This window comes from Bradyrhizobium sp. WYCCWR 12699, assembly GCF_032144035.1.
Classification (GTDB): domain Bacteria; phylum Pseudomonadota; class Alphaproteobacteria; order Rhizobiales; family Xanthobacteraceae; genus Bradyrhizobium.
Map to the genome: position 1 here is coordinate 155505 of NZ_JAVTJN010000032.1, position 22431 is coordinate 177935.

Annotated in this window: 17 protein-coding genes and 1 pseudogene; 2 read left to right on the forward strand and 16 right to left on the reverse strand. The window is 65.7% G+C overall.

Features of this window, described 5'->3' with window-relative positions; genetic code table 11:
• The first annotated feature begins 323 nt into the window (after window positions 1–323).
• A complete protein-coding gene (locus RPS27_RS15510; RefSeq protein WP_212068018.1) occupies window positions 324–3782 on the forward strand; it encodes a PAS domain-containing protein in 3459 nt (1152 codons plus the stop codon).
• Between the two features lie 50 nt (window positions 3783–3832).
• Here the strand turns inward: RPS27_RS15510 and RPS27_RS15515 are convergent.
• The 12 genes and pseudogenes from RPS27_RS15515 to RPS27_RS15570 form a co-directional block, all read right to left on the reverse strand.
• Window positions 3833–5805 (reverse strand): annotated as a pseudogene (locus tag RPS27_RS15515) (methyl-accepting chemotaxis protein).
• A gap of 203 nt (window positions 5806–6008) precedes the next feature.
• Window positions 6009–7181 carry a thiolase family protein gene (locus tag RPS27_RS15520; protein ID WP_212068017.1) on the reverse strand — a complete coding sequence of 391 codons (1173 nt, stop codon included), beginning with the start codon at window positions 7179–7181 and terminating at the stop codon, window positions 6009–6011.
• A 188-nt stretch (window positions 7182–7369) separates the two neighbouring features.
• Window positions 7370–8959, reverse strand: coding sequence for a phosphoglycerate dehydrogenase (gene serA, locus RPS27_RS15525; RefSeq protein WP_194406146.1), 1590 nt, complete (start codon window positions 8957–8959; stop codon window positions 7370–7372).
• Window positions 8960–9125: 166 nt separating this feature from the next.
• On the reverse strand, window positions 9126–10298 hold the full coding sequence (locus RPS27_RS15530; protein ID WP_212068016.1) for a phosphoserine transaminase: 1173 nt from the start codon (window positions 10296–10298) through the stop codon (window positions 9126–9128).
• Window positions 10299–10377: 79 nt separating this feature from the next.
• Window positions 10378–10584: a hypothetical protein gene (locus RPS27_RS15535; protein WP_194406144.1), complete on the reverse strand. Its 207-nt coding sequence runs from the start codon at window positions 10582–10584 to the stop codon at window positions 10378–10380.
• A gap of 255 nt (window positions 10585–10839) precedes the next feature.
• Window positions 10840–11304 (reverse strand): GNAT family N-acetyltransferase, encoded by a 465-nt coding sequence (locus tag RPS27_RS15540; RefSeq protein ID WP_212068015.1) that lies wholly within the window; start codon window positions 11302–11304, stop codon window positions 10840–10842.
• Between the two features lie 17 nt (window positions 11305–11321).
• Entirely contained in the window at window positions 11322–11912 is a 591-nt protein-coding gene (locus tag RPS27_RS15545; RefSeq protein ID WP_212068014.1) for a glutathione S-transferase family protein, read from the reverse strand.
• A gap of 74 nt (window positions 11913–11986) precedes the next feature.
• Entirely contained in the window at window positions 11987–12745 is a 759-nt protein-coding gene (locus RPS27_RS15550; RefSeq protein WP_212068013.1) for an outer membrane protein, read from the reverse strand.
• Window positions 12746–12930: 185 nt separating this feature from the next.
• Window positions 12931–13779, reverse strand: a complete 849-nt coding sequence (locus tag RPS27_RS15555) for an outer membrane protein (RefSeq protein ID WP_249132076.1) — start codon at window positions 13777–13779, stop codon at window positions 12931–12933.
• A 237-nt stretch (window positions 13780–14016) separates the two neighbouring features.
• Complete coding sequence (locus tag RPS27_RS15560; protein WP_212068012.1) at window positions 14017–15276, reverse strand: MFS transporter; 1260 nt, start codon at window positions 15274–15276, stop codon at window positions 14017–14019.
• A 139-nt stretch (window positions 15277–15415) separates the two neighbouring features.
• Complete coding sequence (glmM, locus tag RPS27_RS15565; RefSeq protein ID WP_212068011.1) at window positions 15416–16759, reverse strand: phosphoglucosamine mutase; 1344 nt, start codon at window positions 16757–16759, stop codon at window positions 15416–15418.
• A gap of 222 nt (window positions 16760–16981) precedes the next feature.
• Window positions 16982–17149, reverse strand: a complete 168-nt coding sequence (locus tag RPS27_RS15570; protein WP_194406138.1) for a hypothetical protein — start codon at window positions 17147–17149, stop codon at window positions 16982–16984.
• A 132-nt stretch (window positions 17150–17281) separates the two neighbouring features.
• On the opposite strand from RPS27_RS15570, the gene RPS27_RS15575 reads away from it, so the two are divergent.
• Window positions 17282–18418: an alpha-hydroxy acid oxidase gene (locus RPS27_RS15575; protein ID WP_313754112.1), complete on the forward strand. Its 1137-nt coding sequence runs from the start codon at window positions 17282–17284 to the stop codon at window positions 18416–18418.
• A 149-nt stretch (window positions 18419–18567) separates the two neighbouring features.
• Here RPS27_RS15575 and RPS27_RS15580 read toward each other — a convergent pair whose 3' ends face one another.
• The 4 genes from RPS27_RS15580 to RPS27_RS15595 all read right to left on the reverse strand — a co-directional run bounded on the left by RPS27_RS15580 (window position 18568) and on the right by RPS27_RS15595 (window position 22308).
• Window positions 18568–19146: a hypothetical protein gene (locus tag RPS27_RS15580; protein WP_212068123.1), complete on the reverse strand. Its 579-nt coding sequence runs from the start codon at window positions 19144–19146 to the stop codon at window positions 18568–18570.
• 104 nt (window positions 19147–19250) lie between these two features.
• Entirely contained in the window at window positions 19251–20090 is an 840-nt protein-coding gene (locus RPS27_RS15585) for a shikimate dehydrogenase (protein WP_212068009.1), read from the reverse strand.
• 100 nt (window positions 20091–20190) lie between these two features.
• Complete coding sequence (locus tag RPS27_RS15590) at window positions 20191–21933, reverse strand: SulP family inorganic anion transporter (RefSeq protein ID WP_212068008.1); 1743 nt, start codon at window positions 21931–21933, stop codon at window positions 20191–20193.
• A gap of 102 nt (window positions 21934–22035) precedes the next feature.
• Complete coding sequence (locus tag RPS27_RS15595) at window positions 22036–22308, reverse strand: helix-turn-helix domain-containing protein (protein WP_026201995.1); 273 nt, start codon at window positions 22306–22308, stop codon at window positions 22036–22038.
• Between the last annotated feature and the right edge of the window lie 123 nt (window positions 22309–22431).

Below are 22431 nucleotides of genomic sequence, written 5' to 3' on the forward strand. Positions count from 1 at the left end.
TGAGGTGGGGTGACGGTCCCTCCACCTCGCACAACTGCCCGAGTGGAGGGATCGCCCCACCCCGGCTCACATCGCTGGCGCGCTGCGAGCCGACCCACCCGCTCCAGGGGAGGGTAAGAAGCCGGCCCTCTCTCCCTCCGAATCCCTTGGATGAAACGGGCGGCGGCTTGCGGGGTTGGCGGGATTAAGGTTATCGCGGCTTTGGGGGTCCTCCGAAAGCCCCAGCCGTGGACCTGCGGGCGGACGCGCGCAATACTAACCCTTTCTTAAGGCTGCCATTCCGGCAGCCGCCAGCTGCCAGCGTGAGACTTAAAGCCGGTCGGATGACGAGTTCGGATTTCCAGTTGCGAGGGGTGGGCGATCCGCGGCTGGCCGTGCATGCGACCTCCCCTTTGCCGGCCTGGCTGTGGTCGACCGACGGCGCGCGCGTGCTGTGGGCCAATCCGGTCGGCGCAAGGCTGTTCGGCGCGGCACATAGCGCGGCGCTGGCGGACAAGGCGTTCGGCCCTGCCGACCCCCATCGCCGCCAGATCGTCAGGCTCACGCGCCAGCTGCCGGCGAACGGCAGTGTGCGGCTCGAACGCCTGCGCGGCTTCGGCGCCAAGCTCGGCACGCTGATGACCTGCGCCTGCGCCCGGCTCGAATTTGCCGACGGCAGCCATGCGGTGCTCGTCACCGCGATGGACCCGAGCCTGCGCAGCATGCCGCTGGTCGAGCGGCTGCATCGCCTGGTCGAAGGCGCCGACATGCCGATGGCGGCGTTCGCGCCCGACGGCCTGTTCGTCGGCGCCAGCGCAGCCGCCCGCGCCCTGCTCGGCTTTCGCGATCTCGGTGAGGCCGGCCTCGAGCAGGCGCGCAGCGATGCGCTGCGCGACGGCCGCGTCGAGACGCCGATCGGGATCGGCCAGATGGTGCTGCAACGGGTTGGCCGCGGCGCCGATGTCGGCCTGGTCGCGCTGATCGAGCCGACGGCCGCGGCGCAAGAAAGGCCCGTCGAGCAGAGGCCTGCCGAGCCCGTGCCCGAGAGCACGGCGGAGAGCACGCGCGAGGCGCCGGTCGAGCCCGCGCAAGACGCGGCGTCCATGCCGAGCGAGCCGCCGCCATCGCAGGACGTCTCGGCGGGGATCTCCTTGTTCGATGCGTTCGCCGAGCCGGTCGAGGCGGCCACGGCAAACGAGACCGCGCCCGAACCGCAGGTGACGGTTGAGGACGCGGTCGAACAGACCGATCGAGATCCGGTGCACGACGTGGCCGAGCAGGCCGCCGACATCACGGCGAAGACTCCGGTTGAAAACCCACCGGAAGCCATGGTGTCGCCGCAGGCTGCGCCGATCACGTCCTCCATGGTCGAGCCGCCGCCGGGTCAAGACTTGTCGGGTCAAGAGCCGCCCGCACCGCGTCAGCATCCGCTGCGTTTCCTCTGGCAGACGGATGCCGAGGGCCGCTTTGTGCTGCTCTCCGACGAATTCATCCGCCTGATCGGCGCGCGCACCGCCGGCGGTTTCGGCCGTCCCTGGCACGAGATCGCGGACACATTCGCGCTCGACCCGCAGGGGCGCGTCGCACAGGCGCTGGCGAGCCACGACACCTGGGCCGGGATCACATTGAACTGGCCGGCCGATGGCGGCGCGCTTCTGCCGGTCGAGCTGGCGGGCCTGCCGACTTACGATGCCGCGCGCGAGTTCGCGGGCTTCAAGGGCTTTGGCGTCTGCCGCGATCTCGACGCTCTCAACCGGCTCGATGCGCTCAGGCGCTTCGAGCTGCTGAGCGAGCCGCCGGCGCAGCACCACCAGGCCACCGAGGTGGTCGAGCCGGAGCCATTGAAAGAGGCCGAGCCGGTGGAAGAGCCCGAGCCGGTGGCGGAGGTGCCGCCTCCGCCGATCGAGCCCGAGCCGACCGCCGAAGCCGAACAACCCGAACCCACCAGCGACGCGAATTCACAGCCAAAAGATCCGGACATCCCAGTGGAAACGCCAGTCGAGACTTCCTTGGAAACCCCTCCCAATGTCGTGCCGTTCCGTCTGGCCGGCGATGCGCGATCGTCGCCGACGCTGACGCCGGTCGAGAACAGCGCGTTCAACGAGCTCGCCCGGCAATTGTCCGAACGGCTGGAGCGCGAGCGCGAGGCGATCGCGGAAGCGTCCGAGCCCGTGGCGGAGATCACTGCTGAAGCGCCGGCGCCGGAGCCTGCGCCGCCACCCGCGGCCGAATGGCTGACCGATCCCGCGCCGCCGCCGCGCGGGATGAGCGCGCGCGACCGCACGCTGCTCGACCTGTTGCCGAGCGGCATCCTGATCTACCGGCTCGACCGCCTGCTCTACGCCAACCCCGCGTTTCTTGCCCGCATCGGCTATGCCGACATCCATGCGCTGGAAGACGCCGGCGGGCTGGATGCGCTCTATGTCGAGCCCGGCGTGTCCCCGGCGAGCAGCACCTCGCAGGCCGGCACGCCGGTCGCGATCAGCGCGACGGTCGCGAACGGCGAAGCGCCGCTTCCGACCACGCAAGCGCATCTGCACACGATCGACTGGGACGGCGAGAGTGCGCATGCGCTGATCTGCGCGCTGCCGCAGGCGGCCCCCGCCCCCGCCGCCGTGATCGCAGAGAGTGTCGTTGCCGAAGCCATCGTCCCGGAGTCCTTCCCTTACGCGCCCGAGCTCGAGCCCGCGGTCGGCGAAGCCGAGGCGGAGGATCTCGCCGCGATCCTCGACACCACGGCCGAGGGCATCGTCATGTTCGATGCCGAAGGCAACATCCACGCCTGCAACCGCAGCGCGGAAGCGCTGTTCGGCTATGACGGCGAGGCGCTGCTCGAGCAGAACCTTGTGACGCTGTTCGCGCCCGAGAGCCAGCAGATCGTCGTCGACTATCTCGAAAGCCTCAAGAGCCAGGACATTGCGAGCCTGCTCGACCACGGCCGCGAGGTGCTGGGCCGCGAGAAGAAGGGCGGCGTCATTCCGCTCGCGATGATCATGGGCCGCACGCGGCCGGACGGGCCGAACTTCTTCGCCGTGTTCCGCGACCTCAGCCAGAGCAAGCAGGGCGAAAGCGAGCTGACGCAGGCGCGCCGCCTCGTCCACGGTGCGGCCAACGCCAAGGCCGACATGCTGGCGCGGATCAGCCACGAGATCCGCACGCCGCTCAACGCCATCATCGGCTTTGCCGAGGTGATGATCTCCGAGCGCTTCGGCACGCTCGGCAACGAGCGCTACGGCGAATACATGAAGGACATCCGCGCCTCCGGCGAGCGCGTCATCGCGATCATCGACGATTTGCTGGAGCTGTCGCGGATCGAGACCGGCAAGCTCGACCTCAACTTCGCCAACCTCAACCTCAACGACCTCGTCGAAGCCTGCGTGACGGTGATGCAGCCGCAGGCCAATCGCGAGCGCATCATCATCCGGACCTCGCTGGCACATGCGCTGCCGCAGGTGCATGTCGATGCGCGCGCGATGCGGCAGATCACCATGAATCTGATCTCGAACTCGATCCGGCTCGCCAGTGCCGGCGGCCAGGTCATCGTCTCGACCGCCACGACCGACCGCGGCGAGATCGCGCTGCGCATCCGCGACACCGGCCATGGCCTTTCCGAGCGCGAGGTCGCCGCCGCCATGGAGCCGTTCCGCACCCCGCCGCCCGGCGATGCCGCGGACAATGCGGCGCTGAACCTGTCGCTGACCAAGGCCCTGGTCGAAGCCAACCGCGCCCGCTTCAACATCAAGAGCGCGGGCCACGGCACGCTGATCGAAGTCGTGTTCGCACCGGCGCTGGCGGGGGCGTGAGGCGCCCACCGTCATTGCGAGCGTAGCGAAGAGGCAGCGCGCCCCTTAGCTCACGCCGCGCGCACCGTCTCCAGGAACCTGCTGACCTCGATCTTCAGCCGGTTGCTGTCGTTCGACAGCGACTGCGCGGCGGACAGCACCTGCGAGGAGGCAGATCCCGTCTCGGTCGCGGCCTGGCGCACGCTGGAGATGTTGGCGCTGACCTGCGTGGTGCCGGCGGCGGCGTTCTGGACGTTGCGCGAGATCTCGCTGGTCGCAGCGCCCTGCTCTTCCACCGCGGCCGCAATGGTCGATGAGATTTCGGACAGCCGCTCGATGGTGCCGCCGATGGTCTTGATCGCGCCGACGGAATCCTGCGTTGCGACCTGGATGCTCGAGATCTGCTGGCCGATGTCGCCGGTCGCCTTCGCGGTCTGCTCGGCGAGCGCCTTCACTCCGAGGCCACCACGGCAAAGCCGCGCCCCGCTTCGCCGGCGCGCGCGGCCTCGATGGTGGCGTTCAGCGCCAACAGATTGGTCTGGCCCGCAATGGCGTTGATCAGCTCGACCACGTCGCCGATGCGTGCGGCCGCCTTCGACAATTCGCTGACGCGGTCGTTGGTCTGTCCGGCCTGGCTGACGGCCTCGCCGGCCATGCGCGCGGAGGCCTGCACCTGGCGGCTGATCTCGTTGACGGAGGCGGTGAGCTCTTCCGCCGCGGACGCCACCGACTGAACGTTGGTCGCAGCCTCTTCGGACGCCGCCTCGACCAGCGTAGCAAGCTCGCTCGACCGGCCGGCCGTCGTGGTCAGAGACGTGGCCGAAGCCTCGAGCTCGTTGGCAGCGGACGATACGGTCTCGACGATCTCGCCGACCGCGCCTTCGAAATCGTCGGCCATCCGGATCATGTCGGCGCGGCGGCGCTCGGCGGCGAGCTTGTCCTGCCTGATCTTCTCTTCCGCCTCTTCCTTCGCCTTGCGCTCGGCATTGATCTTGAACGTCTCGACGGCCTGCGCGATCTCGCCGATCTCGTCGGGACGGCCGAGCCCGGGCAGCACGATGGCGAAATTGCCGTTGGCGAGCTCGATCATCGCCGCGCGCATCGCGGTCAGCGGCTTCGACACCGAGCGGCCGATGAAGATGCCGAGGCCGAGCACGGCGGATGCGATCAGCGCGATCGCGACCGCAATCCAGAACTGGATGCCGGTACGCTCGGCCTCGTTCAGCCGGTCGGCCTCGATGCGAATCTGGTCGACCGACTTCGAGATGTGCTCGATGACGGGCTCGACCGCGGAGAAGGCTTCGGACATCGCCTTCAGCTCGGCCGCGAGCTTCAGCGCGGTCTCCATCCAGGCGGAGAAATCGCGCTGGTAATCGGCGAGCTTCTGGCGAAGCTCGGCTTTCGCGTGGTCAGGAATGGCGCTGGCGTTGAGAGCGGCTGAAAATTCGGTCCCACGCTTCTTGATGTCATCGCCATATCTGGCGTCGCGCCGCAGCATGAAATCCTTCTCGTGCCGGCGCATCATCAGCATGATCACCTTGAGAGAAGAGTCCTGCAGCTGGTCGACCTGGCTCTCGATGCCGTGCACGGAGGCGCGCAGGCGCCCTTCGAGCCCGGATTTCTCGTCGAGGCCGAGCCGCTGCCGTTCCTCGACCACCGCGGCAAAGCGCGCCTGGTAGGTCTTCAGCGATGCGTTCATCGCGTCGATCTTTTGCGCCAGCTCGGGCTTGCCGAGGCCGGAGATCCTGCCGCGAAGCGTGTCGATGTCGAGCGCCACCTGCCGGCTGATCTCGGCCTGGCGCTGGGCCCTGGCTGGATCGCTGCGCAGCAGGAAATCCTTTTCGGCCCGGCGCGCTTCCAGCAGCTCGACCGCGATCCTGTTGTTCAGCTCGAACACCGTGCGCGCCTCTTCGGCGGCGTTGCGATAGACGGCCATCGCTTTCTCACCATAGAGGTGAATGCCACCGATCAGGACGACGCCAATGACGCCGATCACGCCGATCGCGGTGATCTTGTGGGTGAGACGAAGAGAGAGAAGCCGCATCTGACGAAAGACCCGATGGTGACAGATACGGTTGATGAAGCGCTAAGGCATCAAACCTTCCGTTAATTTGCGGGCACGTACAAATACGTGTATTTATTGCAGCACTCGCCTTTGTGCACGGTTGAGTGCACAAATCAGTTCCGAAAACGAAACACGGCGCCTCGCGGCGCCGTGCGTGGAGTATTGAGGTCGTCGCTTACGGATCAGCTGTAGATCTCGAACAGGCCGGCGCCGCCCTGGCCGCCGCCGATGCACATCGTCACCACGCCCCACTTGGCCTTGCGGCGCGCGCCTTCCTGCAGCAGATGGCCGGTGAGACGGGCGCCGGTCATGCCGAAGGGATGGCCGATCGCGATCGAGCCGCCGTTGACGTTGTACTTGGCGGGATCGATGCCGAGCTGGTCACGGCAATACAGGCACTGGCTGGCGAAGGCCTCATTGAGCTCCCACAGGTCGATGTCGTCGATCTTGAGGCCGGTGCGCTTGAGCAGCTTCGGAATCGCGAACACCGGGCCGATGCCCATCTCGTCGGGCTCGCAGCCGGCGGTGGCCCAGGCGACGAAGCGGCCGAGCGGCTTCAGGCCGCGCTTCTCGGCGTCCTTGGCTTCCATCAGCACCACGGCGGCGGCGCCGTCGGAGAGCTGGCTGGCATTGCCGGCGGTGACGAACTTGCCGGGCCCCTTCACTGGCTCGAGCTTGGCAAGGCCTTCCATCGTGGTCTCGGGCCGGTTGCACTCGTCGCGATCGACGACGTAATCGACGATCGACTCGGCCTTGGTCTGCTTGTCGACGACCTTCATCTTGGTCTTCATCGGGACGATCTCGTCCTTGAACTTGTTCGCCTGCTGGGCCGCCGCCATGCGGCGCTGCGATTCCAGCGAGAACTCGTCCTGGTATTCGCGGCTGAGCTTGTAGCGCTCGGCGACGATGTCGGCGGTGTCGATCATCGCCATGAAGATATCGGGGGCGACCTTGAGCAATTCAGGATCGATCGATTCCTTCGGCGTGCCGCCGCCCGGCATCGAGATGCTCTCGACGCCGCCGGCGACGATGCAGTCGGCACCGTCGGAGCGGATCGAGTTGGCGGCCATCGCGATGGTCTGCAGCCCCGAGGAGCAGAAGCGGTTCACCGAAACGCCGGCGGTGGTCTTCGGCATGCCGGCGAGCAACGCGGCCTGGCGGCCGATGTTCGGCGCGCCATGGGCGCAATTGCCGAGATAGCAATCCTCGACGTAGTCCTTGTCGACGCCGGCGCGGTCGACCGCGTGGTGGATGGCGTGCGCCGCGAGCGACATCGGCGGCGTGATGTTGAACCCGCCGCGGCCGGATTTTGCGAGGCCCGTGCGCGCATAGGAAACGATGACGGCTTCACGCATTGTTTTCTCCCTTGTCGAACGATTGGTACGAAGCGTCCTGGACGCCATTGGTACACAAAGTCGGCAGGCTGCGGGAGAAATAAAACGCCGCCTCCAGATGATGGAGGCGGCGTTGTTCCGCGGGTCGGAATATATGTTGTTCGTCATTCCGGGGCGGCTCGAAGAGCCGAACCCGGAATGACCGGGTCTCAGAACGTCAACGCCTTGGCCTGCTTGACCTGCGGCAGCGCCTGCACCTTGGCGAGCAGGTCCGCCGGCACCGCGCCGTCGACCTCGACGAGGGCGATGGCATCGCTGCCGGGCGCGACGCGGCCGAGATGGAAGGTGGCGATGTTGAGCTTGGCATCGCCGAGCAGGCTCGCGAACTTGCCGATGAAGCCCGGCTTGTCTTCGTTGGTCACGTAGATCATCGACTTGCCGAACTCGGCGTCGACCCGGATGCCCTTGATGTCGACGAGGCGCGGTTTGCCGTCGGCATAGACGGTGCCCGAGACCGACCGCTCCTGCCGCTCGGTGGTGACGGTGACGGTGATCAGGCTCTCATAGTCGCTCTGGGCGGCGCGCACGATCTCGTCCACCACCATGCCGCGCTCCTTGGCGACGACGGGCGCGGACACGACGTTGACCTCGCCCAGCATCGGGCGCAGCAGGCCCGACAGCACGGCCGAGGTGATCGCTTTGATCTTCATCTCGGCGACGTGGCCCTCATAGGTGATCTCAACCTTGAGGATGCCGCTCTCGGTGAGCTGGCCCGCGAACGAGCCGAGCTTCTCGGCAAGCGAGATGAACGGCTTCAGCTTCGGCGCTTCTTCCGCCGTGATCGACGGGAAGTTGACCGCGTTCGAGATCGCGCCGGTGAGCAGATAATCCGACATCTGCTCGGCGACCTGCAGCGCGACGTTCTCCTGCGCTTCGGTGGTGGAGGCGCCGAGATGCGGCGTGCAGATCACGTTGGGATGGCCGAACAGCACGTTCTTGTTCGCGGGCTCCTCGACGAACACGTCGAAGGCAGCGCCGGCGATGTGCTTGGAATTGAGCGCATCGACCACCGCCTGCTCGTCGACCAGACCGCCGCGGGCGCAATTGATCAGGCGCACGCCCTTCTTCATCTTCGCGATCGCGGCCGCGTCGATGATGTTCTTGGTCTTCTCGGTCAGCGGTGTGTGCAGCGTGATGAAGTCGGCGCGCTTGAGCAGATCGTCGAGCTCGACCTTCTCGACGCCGATGTCCTTGGCGCGCTCCGGCGACAGGAAGGGGTCGAACGCGATCACCTTCATGCGCAGGCCGAGCGCGCGGTCGGCGACGATCGAACCGATATTGCCGCAGCCGACGACGCCGAGCACCTTGCCGGTGATCTCGACGCCCATGAAGCGGTTCTTCTCCCACTTGCCGGCCTGGGTGGAGGCATCGGCCTGCGGAATCTCGCGGGCGAGCGCCAGCATCAGGGTGATGGCGTGCTCGGCGGTCGTGATCGAATTGCCGAACGGCGTGTTCATCACGATGATGCCCTTGGCCGTGGCGGCCGGGATCTCGACGTTGTCGACGCCGATGCCGGCGCGGCCGATCACCTTGAGGTTGGTCGCCTTCTCCAGGATCTTGGCGGTCGCCTTGGTCGCCGAACGGATCGCGAGGCCGTCGTAATTGCCGATGATCTCGGCGAGCTTGTCCTTGTCCTTGCCGAGGTTGGGCTGGAAGTCGACCTCGACGCCGCGGTCTTTGAAGATCTGAACGGCGGCGGGAGAGAGCGCGTCGGAAATGAGAACTTTGGGTTTGGTCATGGGATGATCCGTGGTGCGAGCTGCATTTACGGAACGTCATCCGTAGGGCTGAAGCGCGAAGCACGTCTTGGCGCTAGAAACCCGCGGATCCATCTGCCTTGATTGATGGATGGCCGGGTCGAGCCCGGCCATGACGAGATGAGATAATGCGACGAGCGAAGCCTGCTTACGCCGCCTTGGCGAGCGCGGCCTTGGTCTCGGCGAAGGCCCAGTCGATCCACTGCGTCAGCAGCTCGACGTCCTTGGCTTCGACGGTGGCGCCGCACCAGATACGCAGGCCCGCCGGGGCATCGCGGTAATAGGCGAAGTCGTAACCGGCGCCTTCCTTCTCGATCAGCGCAACGAGCTTCTTGGAGAAGTCGGCCTGCGCATCCTCGGACAGCGAGATGATCGCGGGATCGGTGAACTTGAGGCACACCGAGGTGTTGGAGCGGATCGCCGCGTCCTTGGCCAGGAAGTCGATCCAGGGCGTCTTCGCCTTCCAGTCGGCGAGCACCTTGGTGTTGGCGTCGGCACGCGCGATCAGCGCCTTGAGGCCCCCGATCGACTTGGCCCAGTTCAGCGCGTCGAGATAATCCTCGACGCAGAGCATCGACGGCGTGTTGATGGTCTCGCCGACGAAGATGCCTTCGTTGATCTTGCCGCCCTTGGTCATGCGGAAGATCTTCGGCAGCGGCCAGGCCGGCTTGTAGGTCTCGAGCCGTTCCACCGCGCGGGGCGACAGGATCAGCATGCCGTGCGCGGCTTCACCGCCGAGCGCCTTCTGCCAGGAGAAGGTGACGACGTCGAGCTTGGCCCAGTCGAGCGGCTGCGCGAACGCTGCAGACGTCGCGTCGCAGATGGTGAGGCCCTCGCGGGTCGCGCTGATCCAATCGGCGTTCGGCACGCGCACGCCTGAGGTGGTGCCGTTCCAGGTGAAGACGACGTCGGACTTCGGATCGACCTTGGAGAGATCGGGGATTTCACCATAGGCTGCGTTCAGCTTGGTGACGTCCTTGAGCTTCAATTCCTTGACGATGTCGCTGACCCAGCCCTCGCCGAAGGATTCCCAGGCGAGCGTGGTGACGGGCCGCGCACCCAGCAGCGACCACAGCGCCATCTCGACCGCGCCGGTATCGGAGGCCGGCACGATGCCGATGCGGTAATCGGCGGGCACCTCGAGCACCTCACGCGTCAGATCGATCGCGAGCTTGAGCTTGGTCTTGCCGACCTTCGCGCGATGCGAGCGGCCGAGCGCTGCGTCCTTGAGATTTTGGGCGTTCCAGCCGGGGCGCTTGGCGCAGGGGCCGGAGGAGAAATGCGGCACGATGGGCCGCGAAGCGGGCTTCGCTACAGTCATAATCTACCCTTCCAGATAGTAAGCCTCCCGTTGGGGGGAGGTGTCCCGCCGCGGCTGATACGGGAATCGGGAAGGGCAGTCAAGGAAGTTCCGGCGTCTCACGCTGGAGTGAAGGCGCTTCCGCTGCGATATCAGGGGATTGCACGACCGCCAGCGCATTCAGCAAGCCCGTGGCCTCGCTGATCAATTGCGCGGCCCGGCGGCGGCTGCCGACTTTCAAAATGCATTTGTCGTTGGCCTGCACGACATAGTCGTTGCCGACCTTGATGATTGAATAGCTTGTCATCGAAATCCCCGAACCGACCGAGCCCGGTTTCTGACGCTGCGTAGCACCGTTCGTTCCAGTGGGAACATGAACGAAGGACGGGTAGTTTATCAGCCCTTAAGATGAACGAACGTGCGATCCGATTCTGCTGATCAAGCAACGCATGCGGCCGCAGGCCCATTCCGATACATCGCAAGGGGGCTGTGGATTTCCTGATTGATGCGTTTTCTTTCAGCGAACCGGCAGCGCACTTCGCGCGAGAACGCTCGTGCTGGCTCAAAAGCGGACAGTCATACCGACGTGGCTCGCTGTGAATCCGAGCCGCGTGTAGAAGCGCTGCGCGTCGGTTCGCGTATGGTGGGTCAGCAATTCGACCAGATTGCAGCCGCGTGCCTTTGCTTCCGTCACCGCCCATTGCACCAGCTGCTCGCCGATGCCGCGGCTGCGACAATCAGTGGCAACGCGCACGTCTTCGAGCAGGCCGCGACTACCGCCTTGCGAGCTGATGCCCGGCAGGATCGCGAGTTGCAGGCAGCCGACCACCCTGCCCTCGCTCTCGGCCACCACGAGCGTGAGATTCGGATCGCGCTCGACCCGCGCGAACGCGTCGTAATAGGCGGCGGGCAGCGGATCCTCCACGCGCTCGCGCGCGCGACCGAGACGATCGTCGGCCAGCATCGCCACGATGGCGGGAACGTCGTCGCGGCGCGCGATGCGAATGGAGACGGATGCGGCGTTCATGTCAGGCAACTCCCACCTCAGCGCGCTGGCGGAAGACCGAGAAACGCTTCAACCTCGCCGATCCAGCGGCGGACGGAAGCATGGCGGCCGAGATCGAAGCCGCCCTCATGCGCCAGGCGGGTATAGGCGAGCAGCGAGACGTCGGCGAGCGAAACCGCGTCACCGACGAAGAAGCGGCTGGCCGAAAGATGCTGCTCCATGCGGTCGAGCGCCGCATAGCCGCGCTTGACCTTGTCGGGGTCGAGCTCGGAGACGTCCTTGCCGAGATAGACGAGCAGGAAGCGGCACACCGCGACATAGGGCTCGTGGCTGTACTGTTCCCAGAACAGCCATTCGTCCATCTTCGCGGCTGTAAAGGCGTCGCGCGGAACCAGCACGCTGTCGCGGGCGAGATAGCGGATGATGGCGTTGGATTGCGCCAGCGTGCGGCCGTCGTCGAATGCCACAGTGGGCACCTGGCCGGCGCCGTTCATCGCAAGGAATTGCGGGGTGCGCGTCTCGCCCTTGCGCGTGTCGATCTCGATCCAGTGATAGGGCAATGCGAGATGATCGCAGACCCACTTCACCTTCAGACAGTTTCCGGAATTGCTGTCGCCGTAGACCTTCATCGCTGCTGCCCCGTTTTGGGGCACAGAGCATCAGGACGGAGCGGAGCTGTCAACCGCGCCGCGGCTGCCCCGTTTCAGAACTTGTAGCCGAGGCCGGCGCGAACGGAGTGGATGTTCGATTCGATGTCCGCCGTCACGCGCTGGTATTCATATTCGGCACGGGCAAACAGTCCCCCGACCAGCATGACGTCGACGCCTGCGCCCGCCGAATAGCCATAAACGAGCTTGGTCTTGCTCGCGAACGTCGTCGCCGGCCGTGCCGGCGAGGGCCACGCCGCGGCGTAACGGTCGACGGTCTGACTGCCGAGGCCACCGCCGAAGAAAGCGTAGGGCAGGAAGCATCCCCAGGCATAGCCGGCACGCATGCGCAGCGAGCCGAAGTCCGGTATCGCGACGACCGCGGAGGTCTTCGTGGTGGCGGCGACGGTATTGTTGTCGAACGCCAGTCCCGTCGAGCTTGAGGTCGACTTGAAGCCGCCATGGATGTAATTCGCCTCGATGCTGAGAACCACGTCGTCCCATTGCCCGTTATATCCGGCAAACACGCCGTAACCGGCCGTGCTGCTCTGCGCGGCGCCAAGCGGCTGCCAGTTGTAGCCTGGCCCGGGAGTGACGAAAGTCGATTGCAGATCGCTGTTGATCGTCGAGGAGACTTTCGAGGTGATCGTGCCGTAGTCACCCTGACCACCGACGTAGTAGCCCTGCCAATTCGGCCGGGCATTGGTCAGGCCGTCGGTGAAGCTCCCGCGCAGGATCGGCAGATCCGGCATGTCGGCCGCGTGCGCAGCTGACACCGTCCCCAACATCACCGCTGCCAACAAAAGCCCACGCATCGCAACGCTCCATCGAACTCGAACTTTTCGCTCGTGATCATGGCTCGTTAACCTTAACCAATGGTTGCGGCGGAGGCACCCATCGCCGCTTGCCATGAAAAATACGCAAAGCAAAACGGCGCGGGATGATCCCGCGCCGTTAAGAGAGTTTAACCGATGAGGCTTGTCAGCGAGAAAGCTTACGATCAGCCCTTGGTGACGAGCGGCGGCGGCGCGTAGACCGGCGGGCTGTCGAGATTCCAGCGCACGCCGAGCTTGAGGTCGTGCGACGTGATATCCTTGAACTTGAAGACGTTGTTGGTCGTCGCTCCGGTGTAATCCGACAGGATACCGGTCTGGCCCGGGCCCAGATCGACATAGCTGTAGGCCAGTTCGAGGACCAGGTTCGGATTGACCTTGTAGGCAAGACCCGCATGAGCCGCCCAGGCGAAATTCCACTTCGAGCTCGTCGGAGCCGTGGCGAAGCTCGTGGTGGAGAACGGCAGGCTGTTGGTGCCCGTGTCGGTGAAGTTCGAGATCGAGACCCGCGCGCCGCCGACGCCGGCGCCGACGAACGGCGTGATGCACCACCACGTACCAAGATCGACATACGCGTTGGCCAGGACCAGCCATTCGGACTTGCTGGCGCTGTAGTTGTCGATCCCGTTATAGGCAAGACCGCCCGCGGTGCCCGTGAAACGATCCGTGCCCTTGAAATTCGAATTGCCGCGGTATTGTCCGGTCACGTCGGCCCGGAACCAGTTGTTGAACCGGTAGCCCACGCCCACGCCGTAGATGCCGGCGGTATCGAACGACGTCTTCTGGTCGAACGACGTGAGCTGCGAATAGGCGGACTCGCGACCGTAGTGGAGATCACTGGTCTTCTGATTGCTGAAGCCGATGTCGCCGCGCAGATACCAGCCTCCGAAGTCGGCGGGCGGAGCCGGCGGCGCGTACATGGGAGGGGGCGCCGCGATCGGCATATCGGCGGCGAACGCCATCGACGAGATCAGGGTTGCCGCACCCGCGGCAAGGAGAGACTTAACGCTACGCATTGGCTTCGTCCTTTTGGCCGGTGAGGCAAATACGCAGGCCTCACGTTCTGGAAACTCACGGAGCGGACGATGCCAGCAAATGTTTAAGCGCCACTTAACCCTAATTTTTAAGGTTGATTTTTTCTGACTGCTCGCGCGCGCGGCGCGTGAGCGTTGCAGGAATGCCGCATCAATTGCGACGCCTCGGCCGCAATTGCTAACGATCCGTGAAAGTGCGCTGCAGCGAGAGAGGAAGTGTTAACGCGTGTGCCGCGGCAGCTTGGGCAGGAACACCGCAAGCAGGCCGATCGCCGGCAGATAAGCGCAGACCTGATAGACGAACTCGATCGAGGTGTGGTCTGCGAGCTTGCCGAGCACGGCGGCCCCGAGGCCCCCGATGCCGAAGGCGACGCCGAAGAAAACGCCGGAGATCATGCCGAAACGGTGCGGCACCAGCTCCTGCGCGAACACGATGATCGACGACGTCGTCGAGGAAATGATGAGGCCGATAATCACGCTGAGCACTGCGCTCGCATGGAGCCCGGCATAGGGCAGCGCCAGCGTGAACGGCAGCGCGCCCAGGATCGAAATCCAGATCACGATCTTGCGGCCGAAGCGGTCACCCAGGGGCCCGCCGAGAAATGCGCCGACCGCATTCGCCGCGAGGAAGATGAAGAGGTAGATCTGCGCGGCCTGCGTCGACACGCCGAAGCGGTCGATCAGATAGAAGATGTAGTAGCTGGACAGGCTCGATACGTAGAGCTGCTTCGAGAACAGCAGCGCGACCAGCACGAGCAGTGCGACGACGACGCGGCGCGAGCTCGGCGCGTCCGGATGAGCCTGAACGGCAGTCGTCTTCTTCGCCTTGATCTGCGGCGCGTACCAGCGGCCGATGCGCCAGAGGATGAGGATCGCGAGAAACGCGATCGAGGAGAACCAGGCGATGCTGCCCTGCCCGAACGGCACCACGATCAGCGCCGCCAGCACCGGCCCCATCGAGGTGCCGAAGCTGCCGCCGAGCTGGAACACCGATTGCGCAAAGCCGTAGCGGCCGCCGGAGGCGAGCCGCGCGATGCGCGCGGACTCCGGGTGAAACACCGCCGAGCCGAGACCGACGAAGGCCGCCGCGACGAGGATGACGAGATATTGCTGCGCGACGCTGAGCAGCAGCAGGCCGAAGAAGGTCGAGGCCATGCCGATCGCCAGCGAGTAAGGCTGTGCCTTCTTGTCAGTGTAGTGCCCGACCACGGGCTGCAGCAGCGAGGCGGTGAACTGGAACGCCAGCGTGATCATGCCGATCTGCGCGAAATCGAGCGCGTAGGTGTCCTTCAGGATCGGATACACCGAGGCGATCAGCGACTGCATGGTGTCGTTGAGGAAGTGCGAGACGCTGATGCCGGCGAGCACGATGTAGGCCGGCCCTGCCGCCTTGGCAGCTGACTTGGCGGCGGGTGCCACGTCAGCGACGACGACGGGTTCGGTCAGCGTTTCCTCTGAGACGACGACAGGCTTGTTCAATGCAGCGATCCCGGCAGGCGCGGCGAACCGCCGCATCCGCTCATTACGATGCAAGCGGATGCGGAACCAGCGTCAATCGCAAATGGCTGGGATGCGCGGGTGCTCTCGTCCCGGACCTCCAAGGGAGGGTAAGAGAGTCTTACGCCGCCGCCTGGCCCAGCGCCAAAACGATGGTGTCGACGACGTCCTCGACCAGGATGCGGTCCTCGCCCTCGCCCATCACGCGGATCACGGGCTCGGTGCCGGAGGAGCGGATCAAGAGGCGGCCGTGGCCGTTGAGCCGCTTCTCGCCGTCGGAGATCGCCGACTTCACATCGGTATCGTCGAGGGGCTTGCCGCCCTTGTGGCGGACGTTCTTGAGGATCTGCGGCAGCGGATCGAAGCGGTGGCAGACCTCGGATACGGGGCGGCGCAGCTTCTGCACCACGGCCAGCACCTGCAACGCCGCCACGAAGCCGTCGCCGGTGGTGGCGTAGTCGGACAGGATGATGTGGCCGGACTGCTCGCCGCCGAGATTGTAGCCGCCGTTCAACATCTGCTCGAGCACGTAGCGGTCGCCGACCGGCGTGCGGACGAGATCGAGCCCCTGCCCTTTCAGGAAGCGCTCGAGGCCGAGATTGGACATCACGGTGGCGACGATGCCAGGCCGCGACAGCCGGCCGTCTTCCTTCCAGCTCTGCGCGATCACCGCCAGCAGCTGGTCGCCGTCGACGACATGGCCGCGCTCGTCGACCAGGATGACGCGATCGGCGTCACCGTCGAGCGCGATGCCGATGTCGGCGCGCATCTCGCGCACCTTCCGCGACAACGCTTCCGGCGAGGTCGAACCGCAATCCTTGTTGATGTTGAAGCCGTCGGGCTCGACGCCGATCGGCACGACGTCCGCGCCCAGCTCCCACAGCGCTTCCGGCACCACCTTGTAGGCGGCGCCATTGGCGCAATCGATCACGACGCGCAGGCCGTCGAGCGAAAGGTCGCGCGGCAGCGTGCGCTTGGCGAATTCGATGTAGCGGTCATGCACGCCGTCGATGCGGCGGGCGCGCCCCAGGCTCGCGCTCTGTGCGAGCCGCTTGTCGATGGGCTCGTCGAGCAGCTGCTCGATCTGCCGCTCGACGTCGTCGGAGAGCTTGAAGCCCTGCGGGCCGAACAGCTTGATGCCGTTGTCCTCGAACAGATTGTGCGACGCCGAGATCATGACGCCGAGATCGGCGCGCATCGACTTGGTCAGCATGGCGACGGCCGGCGTCGGCATCGGGCCGACCAGCAGCACGTCCATTCCGACCGAGGTGAAGCCGGCGACCATCGCGTATTCGATCATGTAACCGGAGAGGCGGGTGTCCTTGCCGATCACGACACGGTGGCGGTGGTCACCGCGCTGAAACGCAAGGCCTGCGGCCTGGCCGACCTTGAGCGCGAGCTCCGGCGTGATCAGTCCGTTGGCGCGGCCCCGGATCCCGTCCGTCCCGAAATATTTGCGGCTCATATCGTCCCCCAACGCAACAATCAGGGACTCCCCTGAGACAACCACGGGGTGCCCGAACAGACCCCGCATCCCTGATTTGCTGGGGTCTTATAATGCCTGCGCGGCTAACTTGGCTTCAAAAAATATGATGAATCATTACGGAACCGGGCCGGCCGCCATTCAGATAAGATGTTGTTAACGCTTCATTTCCTTCCCTAGCGCCGGAGTCGGGCGGAACCTGCCCTAGCTGCTGCGCTTCACATGGCTGTCGCCGCGGCTCGGCGCCGGCTGGGTGACGTTGACGGGATCGGACCCCGGAAAGGTCTCCTCCAGCCCCTCTTCCAGGGCTTCCTCCAGATCATGCTTTTCCTTGATCTCTTCCGGGGACGGTGCGGCGTGCGGCCTCGTCATGGCGCTCTCCTGCAAAACGTTCTGCAAACGATTTGGCTGTGCATCCAACCATGCTAGATGACCTCAAAATGTTCTGATGCAAGTCTCTTGAGACAAGAACTCTTGAGACAAGACGGGCCGGGGGACACGAGCATGAAGCATATTACCTGTATCGACGATCTTCGCGCCCTGCATAAGCGCCGCGTGCCGAAGGCGTTCTTCGACTATTGCGACCGCGGCTCCTATGCCGAGGAGACGCTGCGCGCCAACCGCGAGGACATGCAGGCGATCAAGTTCCGCCAGCGTATCCTGGTCGACGTCTCCAAGCGCGACACCTCGACCACCATCCTCGGCGAGCCCTCGACCATGCCGCTGATGCTGGCGCCCGTCGGCCTGCTCGGCATGCAGCATGGCGACGGCGAGATCCACGCCTGCCGCGCGGCACAGGCCGCGGGTATCCCGTTCACGCAATCGACCATGTCGATCTGCTCGATCGAGGACATCGCCGCCAGCGTCGAGAAGCCGTTCTGGTTCCAGCTCTACGTCATGAAGGACCGCGGCTTCATCAAGGAATTGATCCAGCGCGCGATCGCGGCCAAGTGCAGCGCGCTGGTGCTGACCGTGGACCTGCAGGTGATCGGCCAGCGCCACGCCGACATCAAGAACGGCATGACGGTGCCGCCGGAATGGTCGCTGTCGAAGCTTTTGGATTTCGCCAGCAAGCCCGCCTGGGTCTCCGGCGTGCTGCAGGGCAAGCGCCGCACCTTCGGCAACATCGCCGGCCACGTGAAGAACACCGAGGATCTCAACCGCCTCGCCGAATGGACGGCGTCGCAATTCGACACCTCGCTGAGCTGGAAGGACGTCGAGTGGGTCCGCAGCATCTGGCCGGGCAAGCTGATCATCAAGGGCATCCTCGACGTCGAGGACGCCGAGGAAGCCGCCAAGACCGGCGCGCAGGCCCTCGTCATCTCCAACCATGGCGGCCGCCAGCTCGACGGCGCGCCGTCCTCGATCGAGGTGCTGCCGGAGATCGCGGACGCCGTCGGTGACAAGATGGAGATCATGTTCGACGGCGGCATCCGCTCCGGCCAGGACGTGATGCGCGCGCTCGCGCTCGGCGCAAAATCCTGCATGCTCGGCCGTGCCTATGCCTATGGCTTGGGAGCCGGCGGCCAGGCCGGCGTCGCCAAGGCCATCGACATCATCCAGAAGGAGCTGCTCACCACCATGGGCCTGTGCGGCGTCAACCGGATCGACGAGATCGACGATCATATCATCGCGGTGTAGCCGCAAGAGCGGTGCCGTAGGGTGGGTTAGCTCTGCGGCTGCGCGAAGCGCAGTCGCTGGGCGTAACCCACCAACTTGGATCGTCATATTTGGAAGCATGGTGGGTTACGGCTGCGCCTAACCCACTCTACGGGTTCGGTGCCTGGTCCTCACATCGGCGGCGTAATTCCGTCCCGCCCCACATTCACCCGGTTCGCTTCCAGCGAGCCGTCGTCCTTCTTCGCCGCGCCGAAGATGATCAGCTTGGCGCCCGGCTTCACTTCCGACTTGTCGCCGGCGACGAAGGTGACGATCGGCGTGTCCGGCGGCACCACGACCTTCTTCTCGCCGTCCTTGTATTTGACCGTAATGTTCTGGCCGTCGGTGCCCTTCACCGTCTGCGCCACGGTGGCGTTGGTCATGGTCGAGTTGGCGCGGGCGTCCCACGGGCGAAAGCCTTCGGCGGCGCCGCGCTGGTTCTCCGGGAAGATGTGCACCGCGATCGCCTTCTGGGTGCCGTCGGGCTCGGGCAGGCCGGTAACGCCGATATAGGAGCCTTCCTTGATCTCGGACAGCTGCGTCTTCACGACGGCGAACACCGCGACATTGTCGGTCATCTTCACCTTCACGTCGCTGCCTTCGCGCGTCTTGATGGCCAGCGTGTTGCCGTCGACGCTCTCGATGGTGCCGCGGATGCGCACCGTCGGCGCCTGCTGCGCGATTGCGCCGCCGATTGACAGAGCCACCATCGCGACGGCGATCAGCGGACGTGTGAAAGTTGCACGTTGAACAGACATGACGGTCTCCGATTGTCCCCACGAATGGAGAACTCCGGAAGACCTGAGCTATTCTCTCAAGTCTTTGTGAGATCGGCCTCGACCAAGGCGCGCAGCTCGGCAGTGACCTCCGGCCGCCGGCCGAACCACAGCTCGAAGCCGCGCACCGCCTGATGCAGCAGCATGCCGAGACCGTCGGCGGTCCGCAGACCCCGCGCCGTCGCGGCGGCGAGCAGCGGCGTCACCAGCGGAACATAGACGAGATCGGCAACCACTGCCGCCGGCGACAGGCGTGCGACATCGACCTCGAGCGACGGCTGGCCGTGCATGCCGAGCGAGGTCGTGTTCACGAGAAGTTTTGCGCGCGGCAGCGCGTCGTTGATCGCGTCCCATGCCAGCGGATGCACGCTCGGCCCAAACTGGCTTGCCAGCGCCTCGGCCCGCGCGATGGTGCGGTTGGCGAGATGCACGCGCTTGATGCCGCGTTCGAGCAGCCCGAACACGACCGCCCGCGAGGAACCGCCGGCGCCCAGCACCAGCGCCTCCTCGGCCGCGTCCCAGCCGGGCGCGCTGGCGTCGAGATTGCCGATGAAGCCTTCGACGTCGGTATTTGTCGCGCGCAGCTCGCCATCGGCAAACCACAGCGTGTTGGCCGCGCCCACGGCCTTGGCGCGGGCGTCGGGCACCGACAGCGCCAGCACGCCCTCCTTGTGCGGGATGGTGACGTTGGCGCCGACGAAGCCGCGCAACGACAGCCGCAGCACGAAATCCCTGAGGTCCTCGGGCGGCACCGCCTCGATGACGTAGCCGCCTTCGATGCCCAGCGTGCGCAGCCAGTAATGATGGATCAGCGGCGAGCGCGAATGCGCGGCCGGCCATCCGATCAGACAGGCTGCAGGCGTCTTGAGCGCGGTCATTTTTCCCTCGGAGTCGTCTTCCCGAGGCGATCCATTTCGCGTCACGCCCGCTCTGTCAAGCGCGCGGGCGCCCCGCGGTGGCGGCTGGAGAACGGCCCCCTCAGCCCGCCGCAGCCTCCTCGCTTGCGCCGCCCTTGATGTCGGCGATCGCGCGCTCGAGGCTCGTGCGATAGCGCGCGCGCGGCGGCGTCACGCCATGGGTGAGCAGCGCGCGGCGGACCGCGGGCGAGGCCCCTGTGATGAACAGCTTTATGCCCTGGCGGTGCGCCTTGACGGCGACGCGGCCGAGCACGTTGGCGGCCGTCGAATCCAGGAACGGCACCGCGGCGAAATCGACCACGAAGGCCTTGCGCTTGTCGGCGACTTCGTCGAGCACGCTTCCGATGGCGGAGGCCGCGCCGAAGAAGAACGCGCCGGTGATGCGATAGACCAGCACGTCACGATCGACCGCCAGCGCGGGATTGTAGGGCACGCGCTCGCCATTGCCGTCGTCGGGACGATCGGCCGCGACCAGCGGCGAGCGTTCCTCGATGCCCGTCATCTCCGCCATGCGATGGATGAACAGCACCGCGCCGAGCGCGAAGCCGACCAGGATGCCTTCCGTCAGGTCGCGGAAGACCGTCAGCAGGAAGGTCGCGAGCAGCACGACGGCATCGCCCCAGGACGAGCGCAGCAACGTGCCGAACTCATGCTTCTCCGCCATGGTCCAGGCCACCACGACCAGCACCGAGGCGAGCGCGGCGAGCGGGATGTAGCTGGCGAGCGGCGCCGCGATCAGCATGAACAGCAGCAGGAAGACCGCATGCAGCATGCCCGCGAGCGGCCCGCGGGCGCCGGCGCGGATGTTGGTGGCGGTACGCGCGATCAGCCCGGTGACGCAGATGCCGCCGAACAGCGCCGAGCCGATATTGGCCGCGCCTTGCGCCACCAGCTCGCAATTGGAGCGGTGACGACGCCCGGTCATGCCGTCGGCGACCACCGCAGACAGCAGCGATTCGATGGCAGCCAGCAGCGCGAACGCGATCGCGTCCGGCAGCACGGCGCTCGCCTTCGCGAGCGAGAACGCCGGCAACGCCGGCGAGGGCAATTCGCGCGGAATGCCGCCGAAGCGCGAGCCGATGGTCTCGACCGGCAGCGCGAACACCGCACAGATGACGGCCGCGAACACCACCGCGATCAGGATCCCCGGCCAGGACGGCCGCCAGATCCGCAAGGCGGCGATGATGGCGATGCTGACGACGGCGACCGCGACGGCGGACGGATTGATGGTGTTGAGGCCGCCGGCAAGCGCCAGGAGTTTCGGCACGAATTCGCTGGGCTCCTTGCCCGCGAGCGTGATGCCGGAGAGATCGCGGAGCTGGCTGGCGAAGATGATCACGGCGATGCCGGCCGTGAAGCCGACCGTCACCGGATAGGGAATGAACTTGATGTAGGTCCCGACCCTGAGCAGGCCCGCGGCGATCAGGAACAGGCCCGCCATCAGGGTGGCGAGAATGACGCCGTCGACGCCATGGCGCTCCGCCGTCGCCGCGACCAGGACAATAAACGCGCCGGCAGGTCCGCCGATCTGGAACCGGCTGCCGCCGAGCAGCGAGGCGATGAAGCCGCCGACGACCGCGGTGTAGAGGCCGCGGTCCGGCGTCACGCCCGAGGCGATCGCGATCGCCATCGACAGCGGCAGCGCCACGATCGCAACCGTCAGGCCTGCAAAAACGTCGGCGCGGAAATCCTCGAGCCCGTAGCCTTCACGCCAGACGGTGACCAGCTTCGGCAGATAGAGTTCGGCAAAGCTCGGCCGACGCAGCTGGTGCAGCCGGCTCGTGTGATCGCCTGTGATGCTCATCAGCAAAGTGCCCCACGATGCTCCGAAGCATCGTGCGTCCCGTGTTGCCGAGGTGCGACGATGCGCTAGCCCATTTTGATCCCGGGCACGATCACCGGCTGATCATGCTCCGACGCGGCGCGGCGGCCCGGGCTCCTTGAGGCGAACGCCACGCCCGCCGCTGTCGCTGCGGACCTGCTCGCCGATCAGCTCGACGCCGGCCCGGTCGAACGCCTCGACCACCTTGATCAGGGTCTCGACCACGCCACGCACGTTGCCGGTCGAGGCCTCCATCCGCTGGATGGTCGGCAATGACACGCCGGCAAGCTCGGCCAAGGTTTTCTGGTCAATGCCAAGCAGCGCGCGGGCTGCCCGCATCTGGAATGACGTAATCACCGCGGCCTCACTTACCAGAACTTATAAATGATATCTGAGACATATACAATGATGTAAAATACATCATTCCGCGGTAAGCGCAAGGGCCGCGTCGGTGATGCAGTTGTGCGTGGAAACACCGCT